General features: G+C 39.6%; 18 protein-coding genes. 6 read left to right on the forward strand and 12 right to left on the reverse strand.

Going from position 1 to position 19,900, the window contains the following annotated elements:
• Positions 1-173 precede the first annotated feature (173 nt).
• The 9 genes from AB4153_RS03740 to AB4153_RS03780 form a co-directional block, all read right to left on the reverse strand.
• The gene (locus AB4153_RS03740) at positions 174-1,019 is read right to left on the reverse strand and encodes a D-hexose-6-phosphate mutarotase (RefSeq protein WP_371996428.1); all 846 of its coding nucleotides are present in this window, start codon (positions 1,017-1,019) and stop codon (positions 174-176) included.
• Positions 1,020-1,150: 131 nt separating this feature from the next.
• The gene (locus tag AB4153_RS03745; protein ID WP_102528167.1) at positions 1,151-1,771 is read right to left on the reverse strand and encodes a DUF938 domain-containing protein; all 621 of its coding nucleotides are present in this window, start codon (positions 1,769-1,771) and stop codon (positions 1,151-1,153) included.
• Positions 1,765-2,427: a response regulator transcription factor gene (locus AB4153_RS03750; RefSeq protein WP_102528166.1), complete on the reverse strand. Its 663-nt coding sequence runs from the start codon at positions 2,425-2,427 to the stop codon at positions 1,765-1,767. The genes AB4153_RS03745 and AB4153_RS03750 overlap by 7 nt, the downstream gene beginning before the upstream one ends.
• 320 nt (positions 2,428-2,747) lie before the next feature.
• Complete coding sequence (locus tag AB4153_RS03755; protein ID WP_371996429.1) at positions 2,748-3,524, reverse strand: hypothetical protein; 777 nt, start codon at positions 3,522-3,524, stop codon at positions 2,748-2,750.
• A 140-nt stretch (positions 3,525-3,664) separates the two neighbouring features.
• Positions 3,665-4,126, reverse strand: coding sequence for an acyl-CoA thioesterase (locus AB4153_RS03760; protein WP_248955749.1), 462 nt, complete (start codon positions 4,124-4,126; stop codon positions 3,665-3,667).
• Between the two features lie 90 nt (positions 4,127-4,216).
• Positions 4,217-4,504, reverse strand: coding sequence for a Rho-binding antiterminator (locus tag AB4153_RS03765; RefSeq protein ID WP_371996430.1), 288 nt, complete (start codon positions 4,502-4,504; stop codon positions 4,217-4,219).
• Positions 4,505-4,667: 163 nt separating this feature from the next.
• On the reverse strand, positions 4,668-5,261 hold the full coding sequence (locus AB4153_RS03770) for a histidine phosphatase family protein (RefSeq protein WP_102528163.1): 594 nt from the start codon (positions 5,259-5,261) through the stop codon (positions 4,668-4,670).
• A gap of 26 nt (positions 5,262-5,287) precedes the next feature.
• Positions 5,288-6,007, reverse strand: a complete 720-nt coding sequence (locus AB4153_RS03775) for an SIMPL domain-containing protein (protein WP_371996432.1) — start codon at positions 6,005-6,007, stop codon at positions 5,288-5,290.
• 272 nt (positions 6,008-6,279) lie between these two features.
• On the reverse strand, positions 6,280-7,359 hold the full coding sequence (locus tag AB4153_RS03780; RefSeq protein WP_371996433.1) for a TonB family protein: 1,080 nt from the start codon (positions 7,357-7,359) through the stop codon (positions 6,280-6,282).
• Between the two features lie 207 nt (positions 7,360-7,566).
• Between AB4153_RS03780 and AB4153_RS03785 the strand changes: the two genes are divergently transcribed.
• Entirely contained in the window at positions 7,567-8,808 is a 1,242-nt protein-coding gene (locus AB4153_RS03785) for an HD-GYP domain-containing protein (protein ID WP_371996445.1), read from the forward strand.
• A gap of 88 nt (positions 8,809-8,896) precedes the next feature.
• Here the strand turns inward: AB4153_RS03785 and AB4153_RS03790 are convergent, their stop codons facing one another.
• Together AB4153_RS03790 and AB4153_RS03795 are read right to left on the reverse strand one after the other, a co-directional pair.
• Positions 8,897-9,961, reverse strand: coding sequence for a 3-deoxy-7-phosphoheptulonate synthase (locus AB4153_RS03790; protein ID WP_102528159.1), 1,065 nt, complete (start codon positions 9,959-9,961; stop codon positions 8,897-8,899).
• Positions 9,962-10,167: 206 nt separating this feature from the next.
• Positions 10,168-10,986: a pyruvate, water dikinase regulatory protein gene (locus AB4153_RS03795; RefSeq protein WP_102528158.1), complete on the reverse strand. Its 819-nt coding sequence runs from the start codon at positions 10,984-10,986 to the stop codon at positions 10,168-10,170.
• Between the two features lie 124 nt (positions 10,987-11,110).
• Here AB4153_RS03795 and ppsA point away from each other — a divergent pair, with 124 nt between their 5' ends.
• Positions 11,111-13,480 (forward strand): phosphoenolpyruvate synthase, encoded by a 2,370-nt coding sequence (gene ppsA / locus AB4153_RS03800; protein WP_229369003.1) that lies wholly within the window; start codon positions 11,111-11,113, stop codon positions 13,478-13,480.
• A gap of 214 nt (positions 13,481-13,694) precedes the next feature.
• Positions 13,695-14,390, forward strand: coding sequence for a DUF4937 domain-containing protein (locus AB4153_RS03805; protein ID WP_371996434.1), 696 nt, complete (start codon positions 13,695-13,697; stop codon positions 14,388-14,390).
• A 1-nt stretch (position 14,391) separates the two neighbouring features.
• Here the strand turns inward: AB4153_RS03805 and AB4153_RS03810 are convergent, their stop codons facing one another.
• Positions 14,392-15,144 (reverse strand): tRNA (adenine(22)-N(1))-methyltransferase TrmK, encoded by a 753-nt coding sequence (locus tag AB4153_RS03810; protein WP_371996435.1) that lies wholly within the window; start codon positions 15,142-15,144, stop codon positions 14,392-14,394.
• Between the two features lie 443 nt (positions 15,145-15,587).
• Between AB4153_RS03810 and AB4153_RS03815 the strand changes: the two genes are divergently transcribed.
• The 3 genes from AB4153_RS03815 (at position 15,588) to AB4153_RS03825 (ending at position 19,834) form a co-directional block, all read left to right on the forward strand.
• The gene (locus tag AB4153_RS03815) at positions 15,588-18,644 is read left to right on the forward strand and encodes an FAD-binding and (Fe-S)-binding domain-containing protein (protein WP_371996436.1); all 3,057 of its coding nucleotides are present in this window, start codon (positions 15,588-15,590) and stop codon (positions 18,642-18,644) included.
• A gap of 126 nt (positions 18,645-18,770) precedes the next feature.
• Entirely contained in the window at positions 18,771-19,271 is a 501-nt protein-coding gene (locus AB4153_RS03820; protein WP_303514294.1) for a DUF1285 domain-containing protein, read from the forward strand.
• 152 nt (positions 19,272-19,423) lie between these two features.
• The gene (locus AB4153_RS03825; protein ID WP_229369644.1) at positions 19,424-19,834 is read left to right on the forward strand and encodes a MarR family winged helix-turn-helix transcriptional regulator; all 411 of its coding nucleotides are present in this window, start codon (positions 19,424-19,426) and stop codon (positions 19,832-19,834) included.
• Positions 19,835-19,900: the final 66 nt, after the last annotated feature.

Below are 19,900 nucleotides of genomic sequence, written 5' to 3' on the forward strand. Positions count from 1 at the left end.
ATCATTCAATCATTCAATCAACTAATCAACTAATCAATCATTCAATAATGCCTAAACTAACGAACGTAGATTGAGTTTATTAATTCAATCTACGCTCAGTTTACTAACTGAGCTTACAGATTTAGTTTCGTTAAGCTTAGGCAATAATCTTAGAATGTTATTGTAAGCCTGCTTTATACCCAGCGGATGTGTGTCGTGAGTGTGTGGCTTTCACCTGGTGCTAATGACACTTCGTCTTCAAGCACATTGGCTGTTTCATGACATACCATTGTGAGGTAGTCGTTATCGTTAAAGCGGGAGAGTCGCTCGGATTTATCTATCCAAGGGTTCCAAAGCACAGCTGATTGACTGTTTTCACGACTGACTTCAATAGTGCCATTTGGAGTATGGAGCAACTGAGTACTCGCTAAATCGGTATAGACTCTATCCGTTTCACGAGTAAAGCTAACTTCATCTGAATCTTGGTTATATGGTCCTTTACCAAATTCGATGTATTTCGCGCCGCTAAAACCTGTAGCAGTTAATTGATGGATATCTTCAATGGGGAAGTAAGTATGTAAAGCTTGAGTTAGGTTTACAGGGTAATCGGCATTATTTTTATTAACGATACTCACTGACAGTGTTTCACCTAGAGTGAATAACACACTGACTTCAGTATCATGGGGCCAGAACTGTTTGTTGGCTTCGGTAATTTTAAGAGTGAAAGTCAAATCAACCAGTTGATCACGCATTTTGACTGATGCTAAAGACCAAATGCTGGTTCTAGCAAAACCATGCTGTGGAAACCCTTCGGTTGGACTGGCTCCGAACCAAGGCCAACATACTGGAATGCCTCCGCGGATCCCATTACCCGGTTGATAGTCATCAGCATTTGATACCCAGAGTAATGGTGCTTTATCTTTTGGTTGGAAATAATCTATTTGAGCGCCTTGAAGAAAAATACTTGCTTGGCACAAGTCAGTATTAACTTCGACATAATCTAAACCGTTTGGGTGTTTTTTAGTGGTAACCGAACCCATAATGCGTTTTCCTTATGTGTGATAACAGAAAAATTTATTCGCTATTAGCTTACAAATTTTTCATCAATATTTTAACAGGTTAACTCTTTGTTATTACGGTTTTAGTGTTTGAAAAACGACATAAACAAGGGTTATTTATGTCGACCAAAGTGCAGTAAGCGGTTATTGGCTGGCATTTCAACGTCATTGATTAAAGTAAAGGATTGTTGTGCAGCCAAAGCGGTTATCCATTCAATGTCTCTGATCCCGCTCTGAGGGTTATTTTGTTTTAACCATTCATCAAATGACGCATTACTTTCACTACTATATTGGCCTTGATAATTAAAAGGTCCATAAATCACTAGCTGTGCTTTAGGTAAAAGAGCGTTGCCGACACCTTGGAAGAAGGCTTCAACCATAGATTTACTCATGATGTGTAAGGTATTGGCACTAAATACACCATCGAGTTGGGCAGAGATCATTTTTACAGGCCAATCAAGCATGACATCTAAACCAAAGGCTGGTAATAAATTATGAGTTCCGACTAATTCGATGCGGGCATTTAAATGAGTTAAGTAGCTGTTTTGATCACTCGCTTGCCAAGTTAATTGTGGCAGGTTGGCTGCAAAGTGCACACTATGTTGGCCTGTACCACTGCCAATTTCTAATACTTGTTGGTTGTGTTGAAAAATGCGTTGTAGCTCAACAAGTATCGGCCCTTTGTTATTCTCACAGGCTTGTGAAAAGGGTAACTGAGAAACATGGTTTAAGATAAGTCTACCTTTTCCATTTCAAGTTGCTGTAGTGCGATAACGGCTTGGGTGCGGTTTCTTACGCCTAGTTTACGAAATATGGCCGTCGCATGGGCTTTAATTGTCGCTTCGGACACACCAAAGTCATAGGCGATTTGCTTGTTAAGTAAACCTTCAGCAAACATCTGTAATACACGATACTGTTGTGGCGTTAAGTCTGATAATTTGTTGGCCATCTGACTTGTAGGATCATCATCGACTTCAAGGATTTCTGTCCCTTCTGGTAACCATATGTCACCATAAAGCACAGCATCGAGCGCTTGTTTTAAGGTGTCCATAGAGGCTGATTTAGGAATGAAACCAGAACTACCGTAATGAATCGCACGGCTAATAGTCTGAATATCTTCATGGGCAGAAATAACCACCACTGGAATATCTGGATAATGGCCTCGCAGGTGAATCAAAGTCGAGTAACCGTGAGAACCCGGCATTTGAAGATCGAGAAGAATCAAATCAAGATCTGTGGCTTTATCATCAAGAATAGTTTGCAGCGCTTCAGCACTGTCAGCTTCAAACCAATTCGTACCTTGAAAAGCATTATTCAATGCTTGTCTCAGTGCATTACGAAATAAGGGATGGTCATCAGCAATAATTATATTTAAATTTTGTAGCTTCATGGCTTTTTAGTTGTCTTGGTTGCACGTGAAGGTAATTTTAATGTAACAGATAACTTGGTTATCGATCCACGCTAAAGTGCAAGAGTATAACGAAAACAGTTAAATAATATTATGGCTTAGACTTTTGTCTAATAATAAACTTTGAGGTGAAAGTATTGTTCGCTAGAGCAGAAAATACAGGAGTCATGATATGACTCCTGTTGTTTAACGATAAATCTAATTAATGGCAAGTGTAGAAGTATGTTTATAGACTTAAGATTTAATTTCAATATTGTCGTTCAACAGCTCGATGATATCGATGTTGATTCAGTTCAAAGCGATTAAAGTTGTTTGTTGTATTCGACTCTGAATTCACCTTTACCAAAACGGGTATTTTCATCCCAGTTGGCAAATAGACGTAGGTTTTGTGTCGGAGTAAATTGATAGCTTACCGCAAACTCATGGGTTAATACGCTATCATCGCCTGAAAAACCACTCGATTTAAAGGCTTCAGAACCTGAAATTGCACCCAAGAACATTGGGTTATAGTTCAGCCATATTTTGTCGTTAATTTCAATTTTAGAATACATACCAACAACATAAAAACTGCCATGCATGTCGTAACGGTCGGTAACTCCAGAACCAGTACTACCATCAAATGGCTCACCAACAGCAATACCAGCACCCGCTAATGGGTAGAGGTTAACTGGCCCCATTTTTGGTAAAGCTTGAATAAAGCTATAAGATGCGCTGCCTTGGTTAGAAGCGAAATCCCATTGAGCATCAAATTGAGAACCACGGCCATTAGTCAGATCAACACCAAAGTTTCTAAAACGCATAGAGTTAATGGAGTTAGTATCTGATGAACCATTCCAACCGGTTAATTCGCCAGCAAACCCTTTCACTTCAATGATATTCATGCCCATAGTTTCTGGGTTGTTTGTATCATAGGTTTGACCAAGTTTTAAATTAAGTCCAGCATCAGTAATGCCACCGCCAACTTGGGTGTATACCGCTAATGGATCTGACATATCTTGCACTTCTTTCTCGATGACTTCTTCGGCATAAGCACTTGAAGTCATAATACTAATGCTGAGTCCAATGAGTAACTTGTTCATTAATGGCGCCTATTCTAGTAAATAATTTAATTATTCCTATGATATAGGCCGCCATAGTTGAACTGAATTGAGCAAAGGTTATTTCGTGTATAACCCTTGGTTCATTATGCTTATTTGCTAATGAAAATTGATATGGTCAGTTAGAGGAGTTCTTTAGCAATGTCTGCTGACTGCCAAACTGGAATAGGGTTTCTGTCTTCATCGACGGCGACAAAAGTAAATACGCCTCGAATCGCATGCTCTCGTAAATCTTGGTACATATCCTCAACGAATATATTCACTTCAACTTTCAATGAAGTATTACCCACATGAATCACTCGCGCGACCAATTCAGCTAAACTGCCAGCGGGAATGGCTTTTTTAAAATCTATTCGATCTGAACTGACCGTCACTAACGCTTTTCGGCAAAAGCGTGTCGCGGCAATAAATGCGGTCTCATCCATCCATGCTAATGCATCACCACCAAATAACGTGTTGTGATGATTGGTATTTGATGGAAATATCGCTTTGATGACCTTTGCTTCAGATTGCTCAATTCGAGCAGTGATATCTTCAGGAAATGATGGGTTATCTTGTGGTGATACGTTACTTGTAAAGGGCATTCAACTACCTAATTTTATTTTTAGTACTTCTAGTTGGATGGCGGATTATACGGATAACGTCACGAAATAGGTAGTGAAACTCAGCACGCCCTAGTCATCACTTAAGGTTAAGTGGGTAAACTTTGCATTTTCAGTAAGTACCCTGATGTGTTTTACATTGTCGATTTCGACGGTGACAGGCTGTTGATTCTTGCTTAATTGGCCTTTAATGACCTCTACTTTGTCAATTGATTTACAGGCCGAATCGGACTTTTCCCCGCTAAATCCAGTATCAAAAAACACCCCTTCGATAATAGCGTTATCTTTCATGGTTAACTCTACGCGATATCGGTAAAGGCAGATTATTTCGATGTAATCGTGTAAGTCACATTTAAGCATAAACACTCCGAAAGAATTGTCTGGTCGTTGAATTTCAGTAAAGCTAAATTTAGATGAATATTTAGATTAATATCAGGGGGGGGAGTGATGAAAATCAATAGTATTAAAATCAACTACGATAAAACAAAGTGCGGCCTAATTTTTTAAGCTAGTACCTTAACAACTAGTACCTTAATAAAACTGAGCTGGTTTGTTGTTCCTGGTGATCAATGGTCAGAATGTATAATCGATTAAACTCAGTTGCTTCCACAATTTCATCTCCTGCAATGCCACCTAATAAACTGACCAGTTCAGGAGTGGTATTACTATGGCCAACAATGAGTATCCGCTGGTGGTGATTGGCTTTTATTGCTGTTGCAAAGTCAGACAATTTGCGTGGGTTATAGCTAGTAATCGTTAATGACTGAACTGATGCTGTTGGCTTTGCGGTATCTTGGGTACGATTATAATCTGTGCTGTAAATGGCATCTAAAGGCACTGATTGAAGCAAATTTGATAAGTTTTGCGCGCGTATTTTGCCTTCAGCTGTGAGGAAAGGGTCATTTCCCGATTCTTTTTCAGCATGTCGAACAAGAAATATCGTTTTGGTTTTAACGTCTGTTAGCTGTTCTGAATTAGTTTTTTTTGTATTGGATATCTCGGCTGCAATTAAACCACTGCTAAACATCAAAATAGCTAAAATAGTGATCAGGCCAAATGTCATCAATAGCCCTGTAAAGTATCTTCGGTTTAATTGTTTTCTATAGTGACTGTCCATCTTGTCCTCCTATGGTTAGGGTTAACTTAATCAGCAAGGTAGTATTCAATCGTTGATACCACTCTAACGCGTTTGATATGTGGATTATTCTTATCGCGATTGCTGATGCTAAATTGACCCTGACTTGCGCGTTTAATTTTTCCTAGTTGGCTATCAGAGTCTTTGGCAAATTTGTCGGCCACTAAACGTGCATTGCGGGTCGACTGTTCTATCATTTGCGGTTTAACTTCATTTAAACGTGTGAAAATATATTCAATTTGTGCGTCGTAATTGTTTTGTGAAAAAACGATACCTTTTTTACCTAGTTGGGTTAACTCCGGCATTGCACTTCGTACTTTTTCAATGTCAGTAGAGTACACTGTTATGGTCTGCAATGCGGTGTAGCGGTATTCTACTGTTTGGTTACCACCATATTGCTGCGCTAATTTATCCGTAATAGTAGGCGCGGATTGAGTGACTTCATCAGTTGTGATTTCATTACTGACTAGATATTGATTAATCAATGCTGTCTGACTATCAATTTGCTCATAAAGCGCCTCTAGACCATTGCTAGCAGCAGTAAATTGAATTGGCCAGATAACGACATCAGCTGGGTATTCGTTTTGAGCAAGCCCTTTAACAGTTACACTTCTATCCAATAACTTGTATTCAATAATCGCCTGTTTCAGTAATAATCCCATCACTGATAAACCAACAAGTAATAACACACCCAAAATAGCGGCACTGGATTTGTTTGAATTGTTCAAGAGGCGCTCCTTTAATTGGATATTATTTTGAATATTATTGCCGAATTGACGCTCAAATTATTTAAAAATGAATTCAAAATTAACTGGTTTGTAACAAACATTAGCTAAAGACCATAACGGTAAGTTGACGTGCTCGTCAACTTTTGAGTTAAATTGATTGTTTTGCGGACAAGTTGCAAGGAGGAATTGTTTACAAGCGCTAAGGGAGTAGTCAGTATTAAACACTTAAATAAAAAAGGAGGCTTATAGCCTCCTTTAATCGGTAGTTCAAATTAACCAAAGGTATAATCTAATTGGACCGTTGATTCTGCTTTAACAGGTTTACCATCAACAAACTTTGGGGCATAACGCCATTCTTTCAGCACTTTGATACTTTCAGTTTCAAAAGCTTTACCACCTTTAGATTTTAATATTTCTGGATTGATGACAAAACCTTGTTCATCAACGGTAAAGCTTAGCTGTACCATGCCCTCAGTGCGACGTTTGGCTTTAGATTGCGGAAATTTAGGATTTACGCGGTAAATAGGGGTTTGCTGCTGATCAGGGCTCCAAGGCTTCATGCTGCCGATGGCAATGCAATGTTCAGTGGCTTGTTCTGGCTCATCTCGTTGGCTATAAAGTGACACTAGTTTAGCGTGTGAGGCTAACTCATAAGGATGAGAATATTCGAGGCGTTCATATTGATTGATGACTTCTAATAATTCAGCTTCGGCTTTGTCATATTTTTTATCTGCAAAATATACTGCTGCACTGTCGTATCTCGCGTTTACTAATACGGCAGCATCGTTGGGAAGGTTTTCACTGTAAATTTGTTTCGCTTTTAAAATATATCGGCGCACAGAGGGCTTGTCGTATTTAGAATTAATCAATTTGGTAAAACTGGCTGACAAGGTATGTGCATAAAGAATTGGCTTGTCGCTGTCTTGCGCTATGTCACGAGCCTCAGATAACAGAGATTTAGCCAGTTTTATATCTTTAGTTTTGTCTGCATAGGTGAGTAAAGGGTCAATAATTTCAATACTTTCATCGCCATAGTGGGATTTGTACAAATCAAGTGTCAAATCAAAATAGGGTTGCGACTCACTATCTTGCTTATTTTCTGCTAGTGCAATGGCAAGGTTAAAGCTTAAGTTTGCCGTATCTATACTGTCTTTGCCGTATAGTTTTTTACCGAGGTCAAATGCTTGTTGTGCTGATAATACCGTTTGTTGTTTATCGCCAGCAGTCACTGCTTGATTATAGGCTTGGTAAGCTTGGGTGAAATCTTGAGAAGAGGCAAAGGTGTATGTCGAGAAACATAAGCATCCTGCTAATAGGCTGATACAGGCTAATTGAGAGCCAGACTTAATCATAACAAATCCTTTTGATATTTCATTTTGTAGTTTAATTTTCAAAGCTTAATCACATCAGCTTTAGATAACAACATAATTTACTTAGTCATTTATGTGACCATTTATTTTGGCATTCTGTAATTTATTGCAATTTCGAAGAAGTTAACAATAATTATTGATACTGGAACAAGCGTGACAGTTAAACGCGTTGTACTTCAAGGAAGAATTATGTCAGTGGTGGGAAACCTATTCTCTGAGCCAATAACCCTCAATGATTCGTTATCTTATTGGCGAAGAATTATATTCAATCGAATATTTGGTTTATTAGCTATTATTTGCATCCCCGTATACTTCACAAGTGTGTACTTGTGTATTCAATCTGATCTTTTATTAATGGCGGTTTTTGACACCATAGTGTATGCCATTTTACTGTTTATTATTTGGGATAATAAACTCAGTGACAGAAGACGATTTTTAATTGGTTGCGGTTTATCTTACTGTATAGGTGTAGGTTTTTTAATCGCTATTGGCCCAAGCGGAGCAGGCTTCTTTTGGCTGTTTATGTTCCCGCCGTTGACCTGTATTTTACTTGGTAGTCAGGCCAGTAAGTTTGCCCAAATATTTAATTTTATTTCTCTGATACTTTTGGGTGCGGCATTTTATCTTGATTGGCATATATGGCCAGATATTGAAGGTTACAGCGTGGTTATTTGGTTGGTAGTGGTGATTAATTTTGTTGCTACCAATGCGATTGTGACAATGTCTACGGCGTTTTTACTGGATAAATTATCTAACTCTTTAGAAAGTACATTAACGTCAAGAAGAGCGACAGTGATTGGCTTAGCTAAGTTGGCAGAATACCGAGACAATGAAACAGGTGCGCATTTATTGAGAATGCAGCAATATGCTTCTATGTTGGCGAAACAAAGATACAGTGAGCGTGATGCCCCTGACGAGTTAACACTCTCATTTATTGAGGAAATAACCCTATCATCGGTACTTCATGATATTGGTAAAGTCGGCATTGCGGATGCTATTTTACTTAAACCTGGAAGATTAACACCTGAAGAGTTCGAACAAATTAAAGCGCACCCAGTAATAGGCTCGTCTGTTCTTGAAAGTATTACTCGCTACGCGCCAGATTGTAATTTTATCAAGATGGGCAGTGATATAGCTGGAGGACATCATGAAAAATGGGATGGTAGTGGTTACCCCAAAGGGCTTGCAGGCGATGATATTCCGCTGTCTGCTCGTATTGTGGCGCTAGTTGACGTGTATGATGCGTTAACGTCCCCAAGATGCTATAAAAAACCGTTTAGTCATCAAGATGCTGTTGGGTTAATTCTTGAAGGAAAAGGGAAGCATTTTGATCCGAAGTTGGTTGAGAGCTTTATGACAATTAATCATTTATTTAAAAAATTATCACTCATCTCAATTGAAGAAGAACAGTCATCTGCTCTTTGGGTTTGAATGAATGGTAGGTCATGGTTAACGAGTAATACAAAAAGAAAAGCCAATCATCACTGATTGGCTTTTTTTACATTACGTAATAGTAAAATTACTTGTTAAGTAGTGCTTTACGGTCTTTTGACGCTTGCGCTAAGTCACGTAATAATTTTTCAGAATCTTCCCAATGCAAACATGCATCAGTAATGCTTTGGCCGTAAGTTAAAGGCTGATCTTCAACAACTTTTTGATTGCCTTCAATCATAAAGCTTTCTGCCATGATACCAGCAACTGCAGTACTACCACTGCGCATTTGTTCCATGATGCTATCAGCAACATTTAACTGATTCTTATGTTTCTTCTCGCTATTACCATGGCTAAAATCAACGACGATACGTTGAGTGACACCAACAGTTTCTAGCTGTGAACGGACGATTTCTACATCTTCCGCTGAGTAGTTTGGTTTTTTACCGCCACGTAAAATGATATGACCATAAGGGTTACCGTGAGTGCGGTAAACAGCCATTGCACCATCTTTATCTGGTGAGTAGAAAATATGTGGAACTTGCGCTGCACGAACTGCATCAACAGCAATGTTGATGTTGCCATCTGTGCCGTTTTTAAAGCCAACAGGGCACGATAATGCTGAGGCCATTTCACGGTGAATTTGGCTTTCAGTGGTACGTGCACCGATTGCGCCCCAAGTGATGAGATCGGCAATGTACTGACCATTGACCATATCTAAAAACTCTGTGGCAATTGGTAATTTAAGTTCAGTGATTTGCTGTAATAAATGACGCGCCATTCTTAAGCCTTTATTTGGGCTAAAGCTACCGTCTAAGTCAGGATCTGAAATTAAGCCTTTCCAGCCTACGATAGTGCGTGGTTTTTCAAAGTAAACACGCATAACGATACACAAATCGTCTTTAAGTTCGTGATGAAGTGCTGCTAAACGTTGAGCATAATCTAAAGCCGCTTCAGTATCGTGAATTGAACAAGGGCCGATGATAACCAGCAATCGTTGATCTTCGCCTGCAATAATGGCTTCAACTTCACGACGTTGCTCAACTAAGTAGTCAGCAGCATCTTGGGTTAGTGGATATTCAGATGCGAGTTGCGCAGGTGAAATTACCTTACATAAAAGGGAGGTACGTAGTTCGTCAGTTTTAATTGTCATTCATTTTACCGAGCATGTTTGCGATGAATTAACATCATATTGCTCGGGATTATAACTAATTAGTTAGCGTTAGACACGTTGAAATCGACTTAGATAGAGAACAAAAGCGGTCAAATAGGAATAAGTTAGCCGAAAATGTTGTGTGTTTAACATTCTCGGCATATATAGGTAGACTTTTTATCAATGACTGCCTAGTTGTAGCAGAGTTAAAACATATGTCGTTTCAAGCCTGTAATATCAAGAATTCTTGCCGATATCTCTTCTACTGAATGGTAGGTTGTATTGACGAACGGAATGCGCTCTTTCTTATATAGCATTTCTACTTCTTTCACTTCGATACGACATTGTCTTAACGATGAGTAACGGCTGTTTTCCATACGCCCTTGGCGGATCTCATGCAAGCGATTGGGATCAATCGTTAAGCCAAATAATTTAGACTTATTTCGTTTTAATGCTTCTGGCAACTTTAAGTTATCCATATCGTCTTCTACAAAAGGGTAGTTGGCCGCTTTGATGCCAAACTGCATAGAAAGATACAAGCTTGATGGTGTTTTTCCGCAACGGGAAACACCGAGTAAAATAATGTCGGCTTTATCCATGTGTTTCATGGTTTGACCATCATCATTATCTAAAGTGAAATTAATCGCATCAATACGGTTGTCATAAGCTTCGTTAGCGGTGCTCTTGCCGTGAGTTCGGTTAATAACTGGCGCTGCTTTTATACCTAGTTGTTGTTCTAGTGGCGAAACAAAGGTGTTCAAAAAATCATAATCTAGCCCTTCGCTTGAGAAAATAATATCGCGAATGTCGGAATTTACTATCGAATGGAACACAACGGGTCTTAAGCTTGTTGTAATAAAACTATCATTGATTTGTTGCTTCACCTTTTCAGCTTTGGCTACACTGTCAATAAATGGAATGGTAAGTGCTTCAAATTCAACTGGAAATTGCGACAGTACTGCGTGGCCAAATACTTCTGCTGTGATCGCGGTCCCATCTGATATGTAGAATACTTTTGGTGTCATTTCAGCCTCTTGTAGTAATAAAATTACAAATAAAATTATACATTTACGGTTGTTGTGGTGGAGTGTAGAATGCCTCTGCCCTCGTGTGAAGGGGCCATTGAAATAAACTTGTGGAGAGATAACTGTGCAGCAATACATACTCTGGTATCAAGAACTAGGAATGGGTGATGTAAACAAAGTTGGCGGTAAGAATGCGTCACTTGGTGAGATGATCAGTAACCTAGCAAACGCAGGTGTTCAAGTCCCAGGTGGATTTGCTACAACTTCTTATGCGTTTAATGAGTTTCTAGAGCAAAGTGGTGTTAACCAGAAAATTTTCGATATTCTAGCAACATTGGATGTTGATGACGTTAATGAATTAGCGAAAGTTGGTGCACAGATTAGACAGTGGGTTATCGATACCCCATTTCAACCGGAACTAGAAGATGCGATTCGTGAAGCTTACGAGCAACTTTCTAGTGAGACGCAAGAAGCCTCATTTGCAGTGCGTTCATCAGCAACAGCTGAAGATATGCCAGATGCATCTTTTGCAGGCCAACAAGAAACATTCCTAAACGTTAAAGGCTTTGATGCTGTATTACTTGCTATTAAGCATGTTTACGCTTCGCTCTTTAACGATCGTGCAATTTCATACCGTGTTCACCAAGGTTATGAGCACCAAGGTGTGGCATTATCTGCTGGCGTTCAACGCATGGTTCGTTCAGATAAAGCGTCTTCTGGTGTTATGTTCACTATGGACACTGAGTCAGGTAACAACGACGTTGTTTTCATCACTTCATCATTTGGTCTAGGTGAAATGGTAGTACAAGGTGCGGTTAATCCTGATGAATTTTATGTTCACAAACCAATTTTAGCGCAAGGGCATCAAGCCGTTGTGCGCCGTAATATCGGCAGCAAGTTGATTCAAATGGTTTACTCTGACGATGCTTCACATGGTAAGCAAGTGAAGATCGAAGATATCCCTGCAGAACAACGTAGCATTTTCTCAATCAATGACGAAGAAGTCATGGAATTGGCTAAACAAGCCGTCATTATTGAGCAACATTATGGCCGTCCAATGGACATCGAATGGGCAAAAGATGGCAATGACGGTAAGTTATATATCGTTCAAGCCCGTCCAGAAACGGTTCGTAGCCGTGAAGATGTACAATTAATCGAACGTTACCACTTAAAAACTCAAGGTGATGTCGTTTGTGAAGGTCGTGCCATTGGTCATAAAATCGGTACCGGTGTTGCTAAAGTATTAGCCTCTATCGAAGATATGGATCAAATTGAACCTGGTGATGTACTCGTTACTGACATGACGGATCCTGATTGGGAACCTATCATGAAGCGCGCAAGCGCTATTGTTACAAACCGTGGCGGCCGTACTTGTCACGCAGCAATTATTGCTCGCGAACTTGGTGTTCCAGCCGTTGTTGGTTGTGGTGACGTAACTGACCGTATTCAAAATGGTCAAGTTGTGACGGTTTCATGTGCTGAAGGTGATACAGGTTTCATTTACGATGGTAAGCAAGACTTTGAAGTCATCACTAACCGTGTTGATTCATTACCTGAACTACCGATGAAAATCATGATGAACGTGGGTAACCCTGATCGTGCATTTGATTTTGCTCGTCTTCCTAATGAAGGTGTTGGTCTTGCGCGTCTTGAGTTCATTATCAACCGCATGATTGGTATTCACCCTAAAGCATTGCTTGATTTCAACTCTCAACCTGCTGAGCTACAACAAGAAATCAACGAGATGATTGCAGGTTATGAATCTCCAGTTGAATACTATGTTGCTCGTCTGGTTGAAGGTATCGCAACGATTGGTAGTGCGTTCTATCCTAAGAAAGTTATCGTACGTATGTCAGACTTTAAGTCTAACGAATACGCTAACCTTGTTGGTGGTGACCGTTACGAGCCTGAAGAAGAAAACCCAATGTTGGGCTTCCGTGGTGCAAGTCGTTATATCTCTGAATCATTCCGTGATTGTTTCGCGCTAGAATGTGAAGCAATTAAACGTGTCCGTAACGATATGGGTCTGAAAAACGTTGAAATCATGATCCCATTCGTGCGTACGGTTGATGAAGCTGCACAAGTGATTGAATTGCTAAAAGAGCAAGGTCTTGAGCGTGGTAAAGATGGCTTACGCGTCATCATGATGTGTGAATTACCTTCGAACGCTTTATTGGCTGACCAGTTCTTGGAGCACTTTGATGGTTTCTCTATCGGCTCTAACGATTTAACTCAGTTAACGTTAGGTCTAGATCGCGACTCTGGCATCATCAGTCACTTGTTCGATGAGCGTAATGATGCAGTTAAAGCATTACTTTCATTAGCAATCAAAGCGGCTAAAGCAAAGGGCGCTTACGTAGGGATTTGTGGCCAAGGCCCATCAGACCATGCGGACTTCGCTCAATGGTTAGTTGAGCAAGGCATCGATACCGTATCACTTAACCCTGATACAGTAATCGACACTTGGTTATACCTTGCTGAAGAACATGCGTAATTGCTGTTTAAGTTAAGCTAACTTAGTTAGCTTGAAAAAGCCGCTTAAATGCGGCTTTTTTTTGCCTGTAAATTGAGCCTAATCTGCGCTTTTTTTAGTTATTAGGACTTCTTGTTAGTTTATAGCAGCTAGGCACATATAGTGGCTTTTTTAAGTCATGCTATGTTTGTTCTTAAGTGTAAATTGAGATTGATGAATAAAAGGATAGATTCAAATGACATTAGCTAAAATCATTATTTGTCAGGTAACGGACGAGAAAATACAAAGTTTTACTCATAGCCAAAGCCTGTGGGGGTTAACTGCATCTTGTGAGGGATTCATTGGTCAGCTAGGTGGTTGGGTGCAAGGGGAATGTGAACAAGTTAGCAGGGAACATAGTTCGGATAGTTACAATCAAGCCGTTGTCATTGGATTATGGCAATCACAGCAAGGTTTAACTGATTTCATGGGATCTACACATGACAACATCATTGAACAAAACCAGCAAACGTCAACTTATCTAGCATGTCAGGTTAATCGACATCAGCATGTTTTAACAATGGGCTTAAACGCTCTCGATATCCCTGAGATACAACTGATAAGCATGGTTACATGTGAAGGTGCCATTGATAAACAAAAATTTATTGCTGAGCAAAAGGATTTTTGGGTTCCTACATTACAAAAACAACCAGGGTTTATTGGTGGTGATGTTTGGCAACGAGAAAAAGATTCTAATAATTATCTCGTGTTGACGTATTGGTCGAGTGAACAAGCTTATAGGGCATATGATATTGGAGTTTTTACTGAGTTAACTCAATTTATTGATCAACAAAACATAACACAAGTCCCGACTAAGAAGCCCTCGGCTAAGAAAGTCTCAAGTAAGACTGTTTTAGTCGAACGTCGATGGGACGTTATAGCGCATAAGTAAATTACTGCTCAAACGTTTGAGGCATATCAATTGCTTTATAAGCATTAATGATGTGCTGCACCTCTTGTTTACGCCCAACCTGTATACGTTGGTAATGGTTTAATGTTTTGTTGAGGTAACGCCAAGACACACTTTTTTCAGTTTCACTTTTATTCAACCAAATTTGCTCTCCGACTTCAGATATAGCCTTCGAAGTCTTATGTTGCTTAGCGTTTAATGAGTCAGCCTTACAAGCTGAACTTGAACAATTTGCAACTAATAGAATTTCATAAAAACGTTTGTTGTCTTCAATTAAACATTCTTGCTTTAAGCTAAAATCTAACGAAATAAGATTCTGTCTTAAGCTGTATTGATGATGAACAGGGCAAAGTAAAAAATCGATATTTAAGTCAGAATACTGCTTTTGAATACTATCGATAAACTGATTCATTAAATCACCGCCAACACCCGCAATAATGATTAAATGCTTACCACAATATTTGTCTAAAGGAAGCTTTGCTACATCTATACAGTGAGTAAACCAGTTGGATTGGACTGTGGGCTTAAGCTTTGAGCTTGAATTAAGTCGGACTAATTTTTGCTCTAGTTCATTCATTAACTCAACAACGATATCAACAAAGTGTATATTTGGCGCAGCTTGGCGCATTAATAAGGCCCCACCTAGAAATCCATGATCGCAACAACAATCCCAAATATGATCGTAGCCAGATAAGACCATATCATCTAATTGCTGCAATCTTTTACTGAGTTTCATGGGGTGTATATCCGAGTGTAAGTGGGAGTGTTTATTAAAAAGCGCCGCATTGTAATGGTTTTCAATCTGTGGGTATATGAATTAGTCGTAATAGTGTGAATAATCTGCACCATATACCTGCACTATTTAACCTGTAATGGATGCTTTTGAGCTCAAGTTTCAAATCTGCAGATTAAATTGAGATTTACCTGTATTAGATTTGAATAATAGGGTTAATCATCATATTCAAGAAATATGAATCTTACATAATCAACTAATGGCAATTTTTTTAAGTTTTTAACTATTCATTTAGCATATGAAGCAATGGCTTACGTGTATTGTTTTTATTAATGATTAAGTCGTTACTGTATTGAATGTTTCTAATGAAAATTTTTAACTCAACTACTTAGCGGCTCTATTTTTGTTTATAATGATCACAAAATTACTATAAACAGAAGTCGAATATGCTGCCGCTGCTATCTCACCATCAAACTTTAGAGCCTATTTATTTACGTTTTCTAGATGACCTTGAAGCATCGTCTTTTGCCGGTGAAATAGATAAGCGTTACAGCGCCAGACTGATTCAAGCCACAGATAATTCTGTTTACCAGTTTTTACCACAAGCAGTCATTTATCCCCTTAATCAGACAGATGTCGAATTAGTACTCACTTTGGCGTCAGACCCACAATATAAGCAAGTGACTTTTAGTGCTCGTGGCGGCGGAACGGGCACCAATGGCCAGTCGTTAACTCATGGGTTGATCCTTGATGTTTCAAGACACATGAATCAAGTGATTGAAGTCAATGCAGAAGAAGGCTGGGTTAAAGTGCAAGCGGGTGTGGTAAAAGATGCGCTTAATGATGCCCTAAGACCACATGGTTTCTTTTTTAGTCCCGATTTATCAACTTCAAATCGCGCCACCGTTGGCGGTATGATTAATACTGACGCATCTGGTGCGGGCTCTTTAGTTTATGGTAAAACCTCAGATCATGTATTAGGGCTCACCAGTGTGTTAGTTGATGGTAGCGTATTAACTACAGCTCCAATTGAGGCAGATGCAGCCTTAACTCAAGAAGTTGAACCTAATCCATTTGCTCAAAATATCATTCGCCATATCGCTAAGCGTTGTCATGAAAAGCGTGAATTAATCATTAAGCAATTTCCTGCCTTAAACCGCTTTTTAACCGGTTACGATTTGCGTCATGTGTGGAATGATGATTTAACCCAATTTGATTTATCACGCATATTAGCAGGCTCAGAAGGTACCTTAGCCGTACTAACTGAAGCTAAATTGAATATCACGCCGCTACCTAATACGCGGATGATGTTGAATATTAAATATGACTCGTTTGAATCAGCGCTGCGTCATGCACCATCGTTAGTTGCCGCGAGTGCGACAGTGGTAGAAACCATCGATTCTAAAGTGTTAAATCTTGCCCGAGAAGACATCATTTGGCATTCAGTGTCACACCTGATTGAAGCTGTGCCTAATAAAGTGATTGAAGGACTCAACATGGTTGAGTTTGCTGGTGATGAAGATGATGTTAAGCAACGTATTGGTAAGCTAGAGGTCGTTTTAGCAAGGCAATTAGCCAATGAAGAGGCTGGTGTTGTTGGTTATCAAATCACTTCAGATAAACCGAGTATCAATAAAATTTACGCTATGCGTAAAAAAGCGGTAGGGCTATTGGGCGCAACAAAGGGACGCCGTAAACCATTAGCGTTTGCTGAAGATACCGCTGTTCCGCCTGAAAACCTCGCAGATTTTATTATGGAGTTTCGCGACTTATTAGATGGGCATGATCTCAAATATGGCATGTTTGGCCATGTGGACGCGGGGGTTTTACATGTTCGTCCAGCGCTGGATATGTGCGATGAGGCTGACGAAAAATTATTAAAAACCATATCTGATCAAGTGGCCGAGCTGACGCTTAAATATGGTGGTTTGATGTGGGGCGAGCACGGTAAAGGCGTGCGCGGCGAATATGGTCCTGCGGTATTTGGCGACGAGCTTTATGGTGAGCTTGAAGACATCAAAGGTTTATTCGACCCTGAAAATAGATTAAACCCAGGCAAGTTGGTGGCACCTAAAAACAGTGGCCCAATGATGTTTAACGTAGATAGTGTTAAACGCGGTAAATTTGATCGTCAAATCCCTATTGAAACCAGAGATGCATTTCCTGATGTGATGAACTGTAATGGTAACGGTCTGTGTTTTAACTACAGCAGTTATTCATTTATGTGTCCGTCTTTTAAAGCGACTGGCGATCGTATTCACTCACCAAAAGGCCGTAGTGGCTTAATGCGTGAATGGCTGCGATTATTAGAAGCTGAAGGCGTTGATCTTGATGCTCTTGCAAAATCAAAACCATTAAGCATCATGCAACGGGCGCAAAATAGCCTTAACAGCACCCGAGATTATGACTATTCCCATGAAGTGATGGAATCTTTAAAAGGTTGTTTAGCCTGCAAAGCCTGTTCTGGTCAGTGCCCTGTTAAGGTCGATGTACCTAAGTTTAGAGCGCAGTTTTTCAATATTTATTACAAGCGCTATATGCGACCAGCGAAAGATTACCTTGTCGCGGGTATCGAAGATATGTTGCCAATGATGGCAGCGATGCCAAAGGTCACCAATTTAGCTTCGCAGAATAAACTGAGCCAATGGGTTATCAAAAAGTCGATTGGTTATGTTGATGCCCCCGCTTTGTCAGTGCCAACATTAAAACAACGTTTAGATGGCCATGAAAGCCGTGGTTATGATTTAGAAGCGCTACAAGGGATCCCAGGATCTGAACGGGAAAAGTATGTCTTAGTGGTGCAAGATCCTTTCAATAGTTTCTATGATGCAGAGTTAGTATTCCGCTTTATTCAATTGATTAAAGAAATGGGCCTTAAACCCGTATTATTGCCGTTTAAGCCTAATGGTAAACCGACTCATATTAAGGGATTTTTAGATAAATTTGCTAAAACTGCGCAGTCTAGCGCAGACTTTTTAAATCAAGTTCATGGCTTAAATATGCCGATGGTGGGGTTAGATCCCGCGTTAGTCTTGTGTTACCGCGACGAATACAAAGAAGTATTAGGTGACAAGCGTGGTAACTTTGAAGTCCTATTGGCCAATGAATGGCTAACAGATGCCATTAAAGGCTTACCACAACTTGCACAAACAGAGCAGAAATTCAGTTGGTTCAGTCATTGCACAGAATCAACTGCTAAACCAGCCACGCCATCAGAATGGAAAAAGGTGTTTAGTCACTTTGGCGCCGATTTTGATGTGATTAACGTGGGTTGTTGCGGTATGGCGGGCACTTATGGTCACGAACAAGATAACCTTGGCCGCTCTAGCAAGCTCTTTGCTATGTCATGGCAGCCGACATTAGATGGCATTGACGATAAAACACAAGTATTAGTGTCTGGTTATTCTTGTCGCAGCCAAGTCAAACGTTTTGCAGGCTTTAAACCTAAGCACCCCATTGAAGCTTTATTACAATTACTAAAGGCAGCTAACGAAGCTCAATAACGAAGCTAATAATGAAAGTCGAATAAGCTTTAGACATGACTGGTGCGAGTTACTTTTTAATTCTTCGCGCCAGTTATTGTTGCCGCTAAATAACGACATAGAGTGGTATCAAAAGGGAGTTGATAGATGACAAAAACCGCCTCGAAAAATGCTATCAGTGTTTCGGCACAGCTAAAACAACTCAGCTTAACCCAATCAAAAACTCAAACGCATTTACACTCTAAATCAAATACTGATGAATCTGCACCGCTATGCAGTGAAACGCCTATGTTTGATATTAATAGTGAAGGTGAGTGGTTTTACCTTGATAGCCCGTTACCTGCCAAATTTGCTAAGTTATTTGCTAGTGTCCTTAATTGTATTAATGGCGAATACTTTCTGATAACGCCAGTAGAAAAAGTCAAAGTCACGGTTAAACGACACGCAATTGTGTTAGTTGATTACCAGCTAGACGATAAAGATGGATTAACATTCATTAGTAGTATTGGTACTGAGCATGCTATAGCTAATATATCTGAAGTGGCGTTATTAGAAGATGCCATTGAAATAAATATAGAAAGGGGCGTTAAAGCGGGATTAGGCCGTGCTTGTTACTACCGATATATTAATCAATTTGTAACAGACTGACTAAAATTACGGTCTTATACGTACTAGATCCTGTATTGAATGATAACCTGTTTATATGATAGTAATCTAAAGTACAACTCAACAGTCGTATTCTTAGCTTGATTCGTTATCAGACCAGTAGCTAAGGGTTGATGAGCATGTAGGAGCGGTTTATGAAACGTTATGAAAGTCTTTATTATCAAGTATCTCACCTTAATATCATGCTGCAAAATGAGCTTGATCAGCGCCTTAAGCGTTATGATCTCGACATTAAACTCTGGCCAGTTCTATTTTCTTTATGGCAAGAAGAGGGCATCAGTCAAACAGAGCTATCTAAGCTTTGTGATGTCGCCAACTACACCATGACTCGTCTGTTAGATCAGCTTCAGGTCCAAGGCTACATTACCCGTCATCAGGAGTCTGATAATCGCCGTGCTTTTCAAATATTTTTAACCGATGCAGGAAAGGCGTTAGAGCAAGACCTCATTCACGAAGCTGAGTGGGTTAATCAAAAGTGCCTTGCACGGTTAGATGAGCAAGAACAACAAACCTTGTTACAGCTTCTAAACAAGATTAATCAATAATAATTAGTGTTTAACTCTCAACTAGTCGTGAAATACATTATTATCTTAGAAAGACAGTAAATGTAT

Source organism: Shewanella sp. 10N.286.52.E4, from assembly GCF_041468785.1.
Taxonomy (GTDB): domain Bacteria; phylum Pseudomonadota; class Gammaproteobacteria; order Enterobacterales; family Shewanellaceae; genus Shewanella; species Shewanella electrodiphila.

What these genes read in the sequence shown, in the direction of transcription:
- AB4153_RS03740 (WP_371996428.1), bottom strand. Translation starts at nt 1,019, where the DNA reads ATGGGTTCGGTTACCACTAAAAAACACCCAAACGGTTTAGATTATGTC.
- AB4153_RS03815 (WP_371996436.1), top strand. Translation starts at nt 15,588, where the DNA reads ATGCTGCCGCTGCTATCTCACCATCAAACTTTAGAGCCTATTTATTTA.
- AB4153_RS03770 (WP_102528163.1), bottom strand. Translation starts at nt 5,261, where the DNA reads ATGGACAGTCACTATAGAAAACAATTAAACCGAAGATACTTTACAGGG.
- AB4153_RS03820 (WP_303514294.1), top strand. Translation starts at nt 18,771, where the DNA reads ATGACAAAAACCGCCTCGAAAAATGCTATCAGTGTTTCGGCACAGCTA.
- AB4153_RS03785 (WP_371996445.1), top strand. Translation starts at nt 7,567, where the DNA reads ATGTCAGTGGTGGGAAACCTATTCTCTGAGCCAATAACCCTCAATGAT.
- AB4153_RS03805 (WP_371996434.1), top strand. Translation starts at nt 13,695, where the DNA reads ATGACATTAGCTAAAATCATTATTTGTCAGGTAACGGACGAGAAAATA.
- AB4153_RS03810 (WP_371996435.1), bottom strand. Translation starts at nt 15,144, where the DNA reads ATGAAACTCAGTAAAAGATTGCAGCAATTAGATGATATGGTCTTATCT.
- AB4153_RS03825 (WP_229369644.1), top strand. Translation starts at nt 19,424, where the DNA reads ATGAAACGTTATGAAAGTCTTTATTATCAAGTATCTCACCTTAATATC.
- AB4153_RS03760 (WP_248955749.1), bottom strand. Translation starts at nt 4,126, where the DNA reads ATGCCCTTTACAAGTAACGTATCACCACAAGATAACCCATCATTTCCT.
- AB4153_RS03790 (WP_102528159.1), bottom strand. Translation starts at nt 9,961, where the DNA reads ATGACAATTAAAACTGACGAACTACGTACCTCCCTTTTATGTAAGGTA.
- AB4153_RS03755 (WP_371996429.1), bottom strand. Translation starts at nt 3,524, where the DNA reads ATGAACAAGTTACTCATTGGACTCAGCATTAGTATTATGACTTCAAGT.
- AB4153_RS03765 (WP_371996430.1), bottom strand. Translation starts at nt 4,504, where the DNA reads ATGCTTAAATGTGACTTACACGATTACATCGAAATAATCTGCCTTTAC.
- AB4153_RS03780 (WP_371996433.1), bottom strand. Translation starts at nt 7,359, where the DNA reads ATGATTAAGTCTGGCTCTCAATTAGCCTGTATCAGCCTATTAGCAGGA.
- AB4153_RS03795 (WP_102528158.1), bottom strand. Translation starts at nt 10,986, where the DNA reads ATGACACCAAAAGTATTCTACATATCAGATGGGACCGCGATCACAGCA.
- AB4153_RS03750 (WP_102528166.1), bottom strand. Translation starts at nt 2,427, where the DNA reads ATGAAGCTACAAAATTTAAATATAATTATTGCTGATGACCATCCCTTA.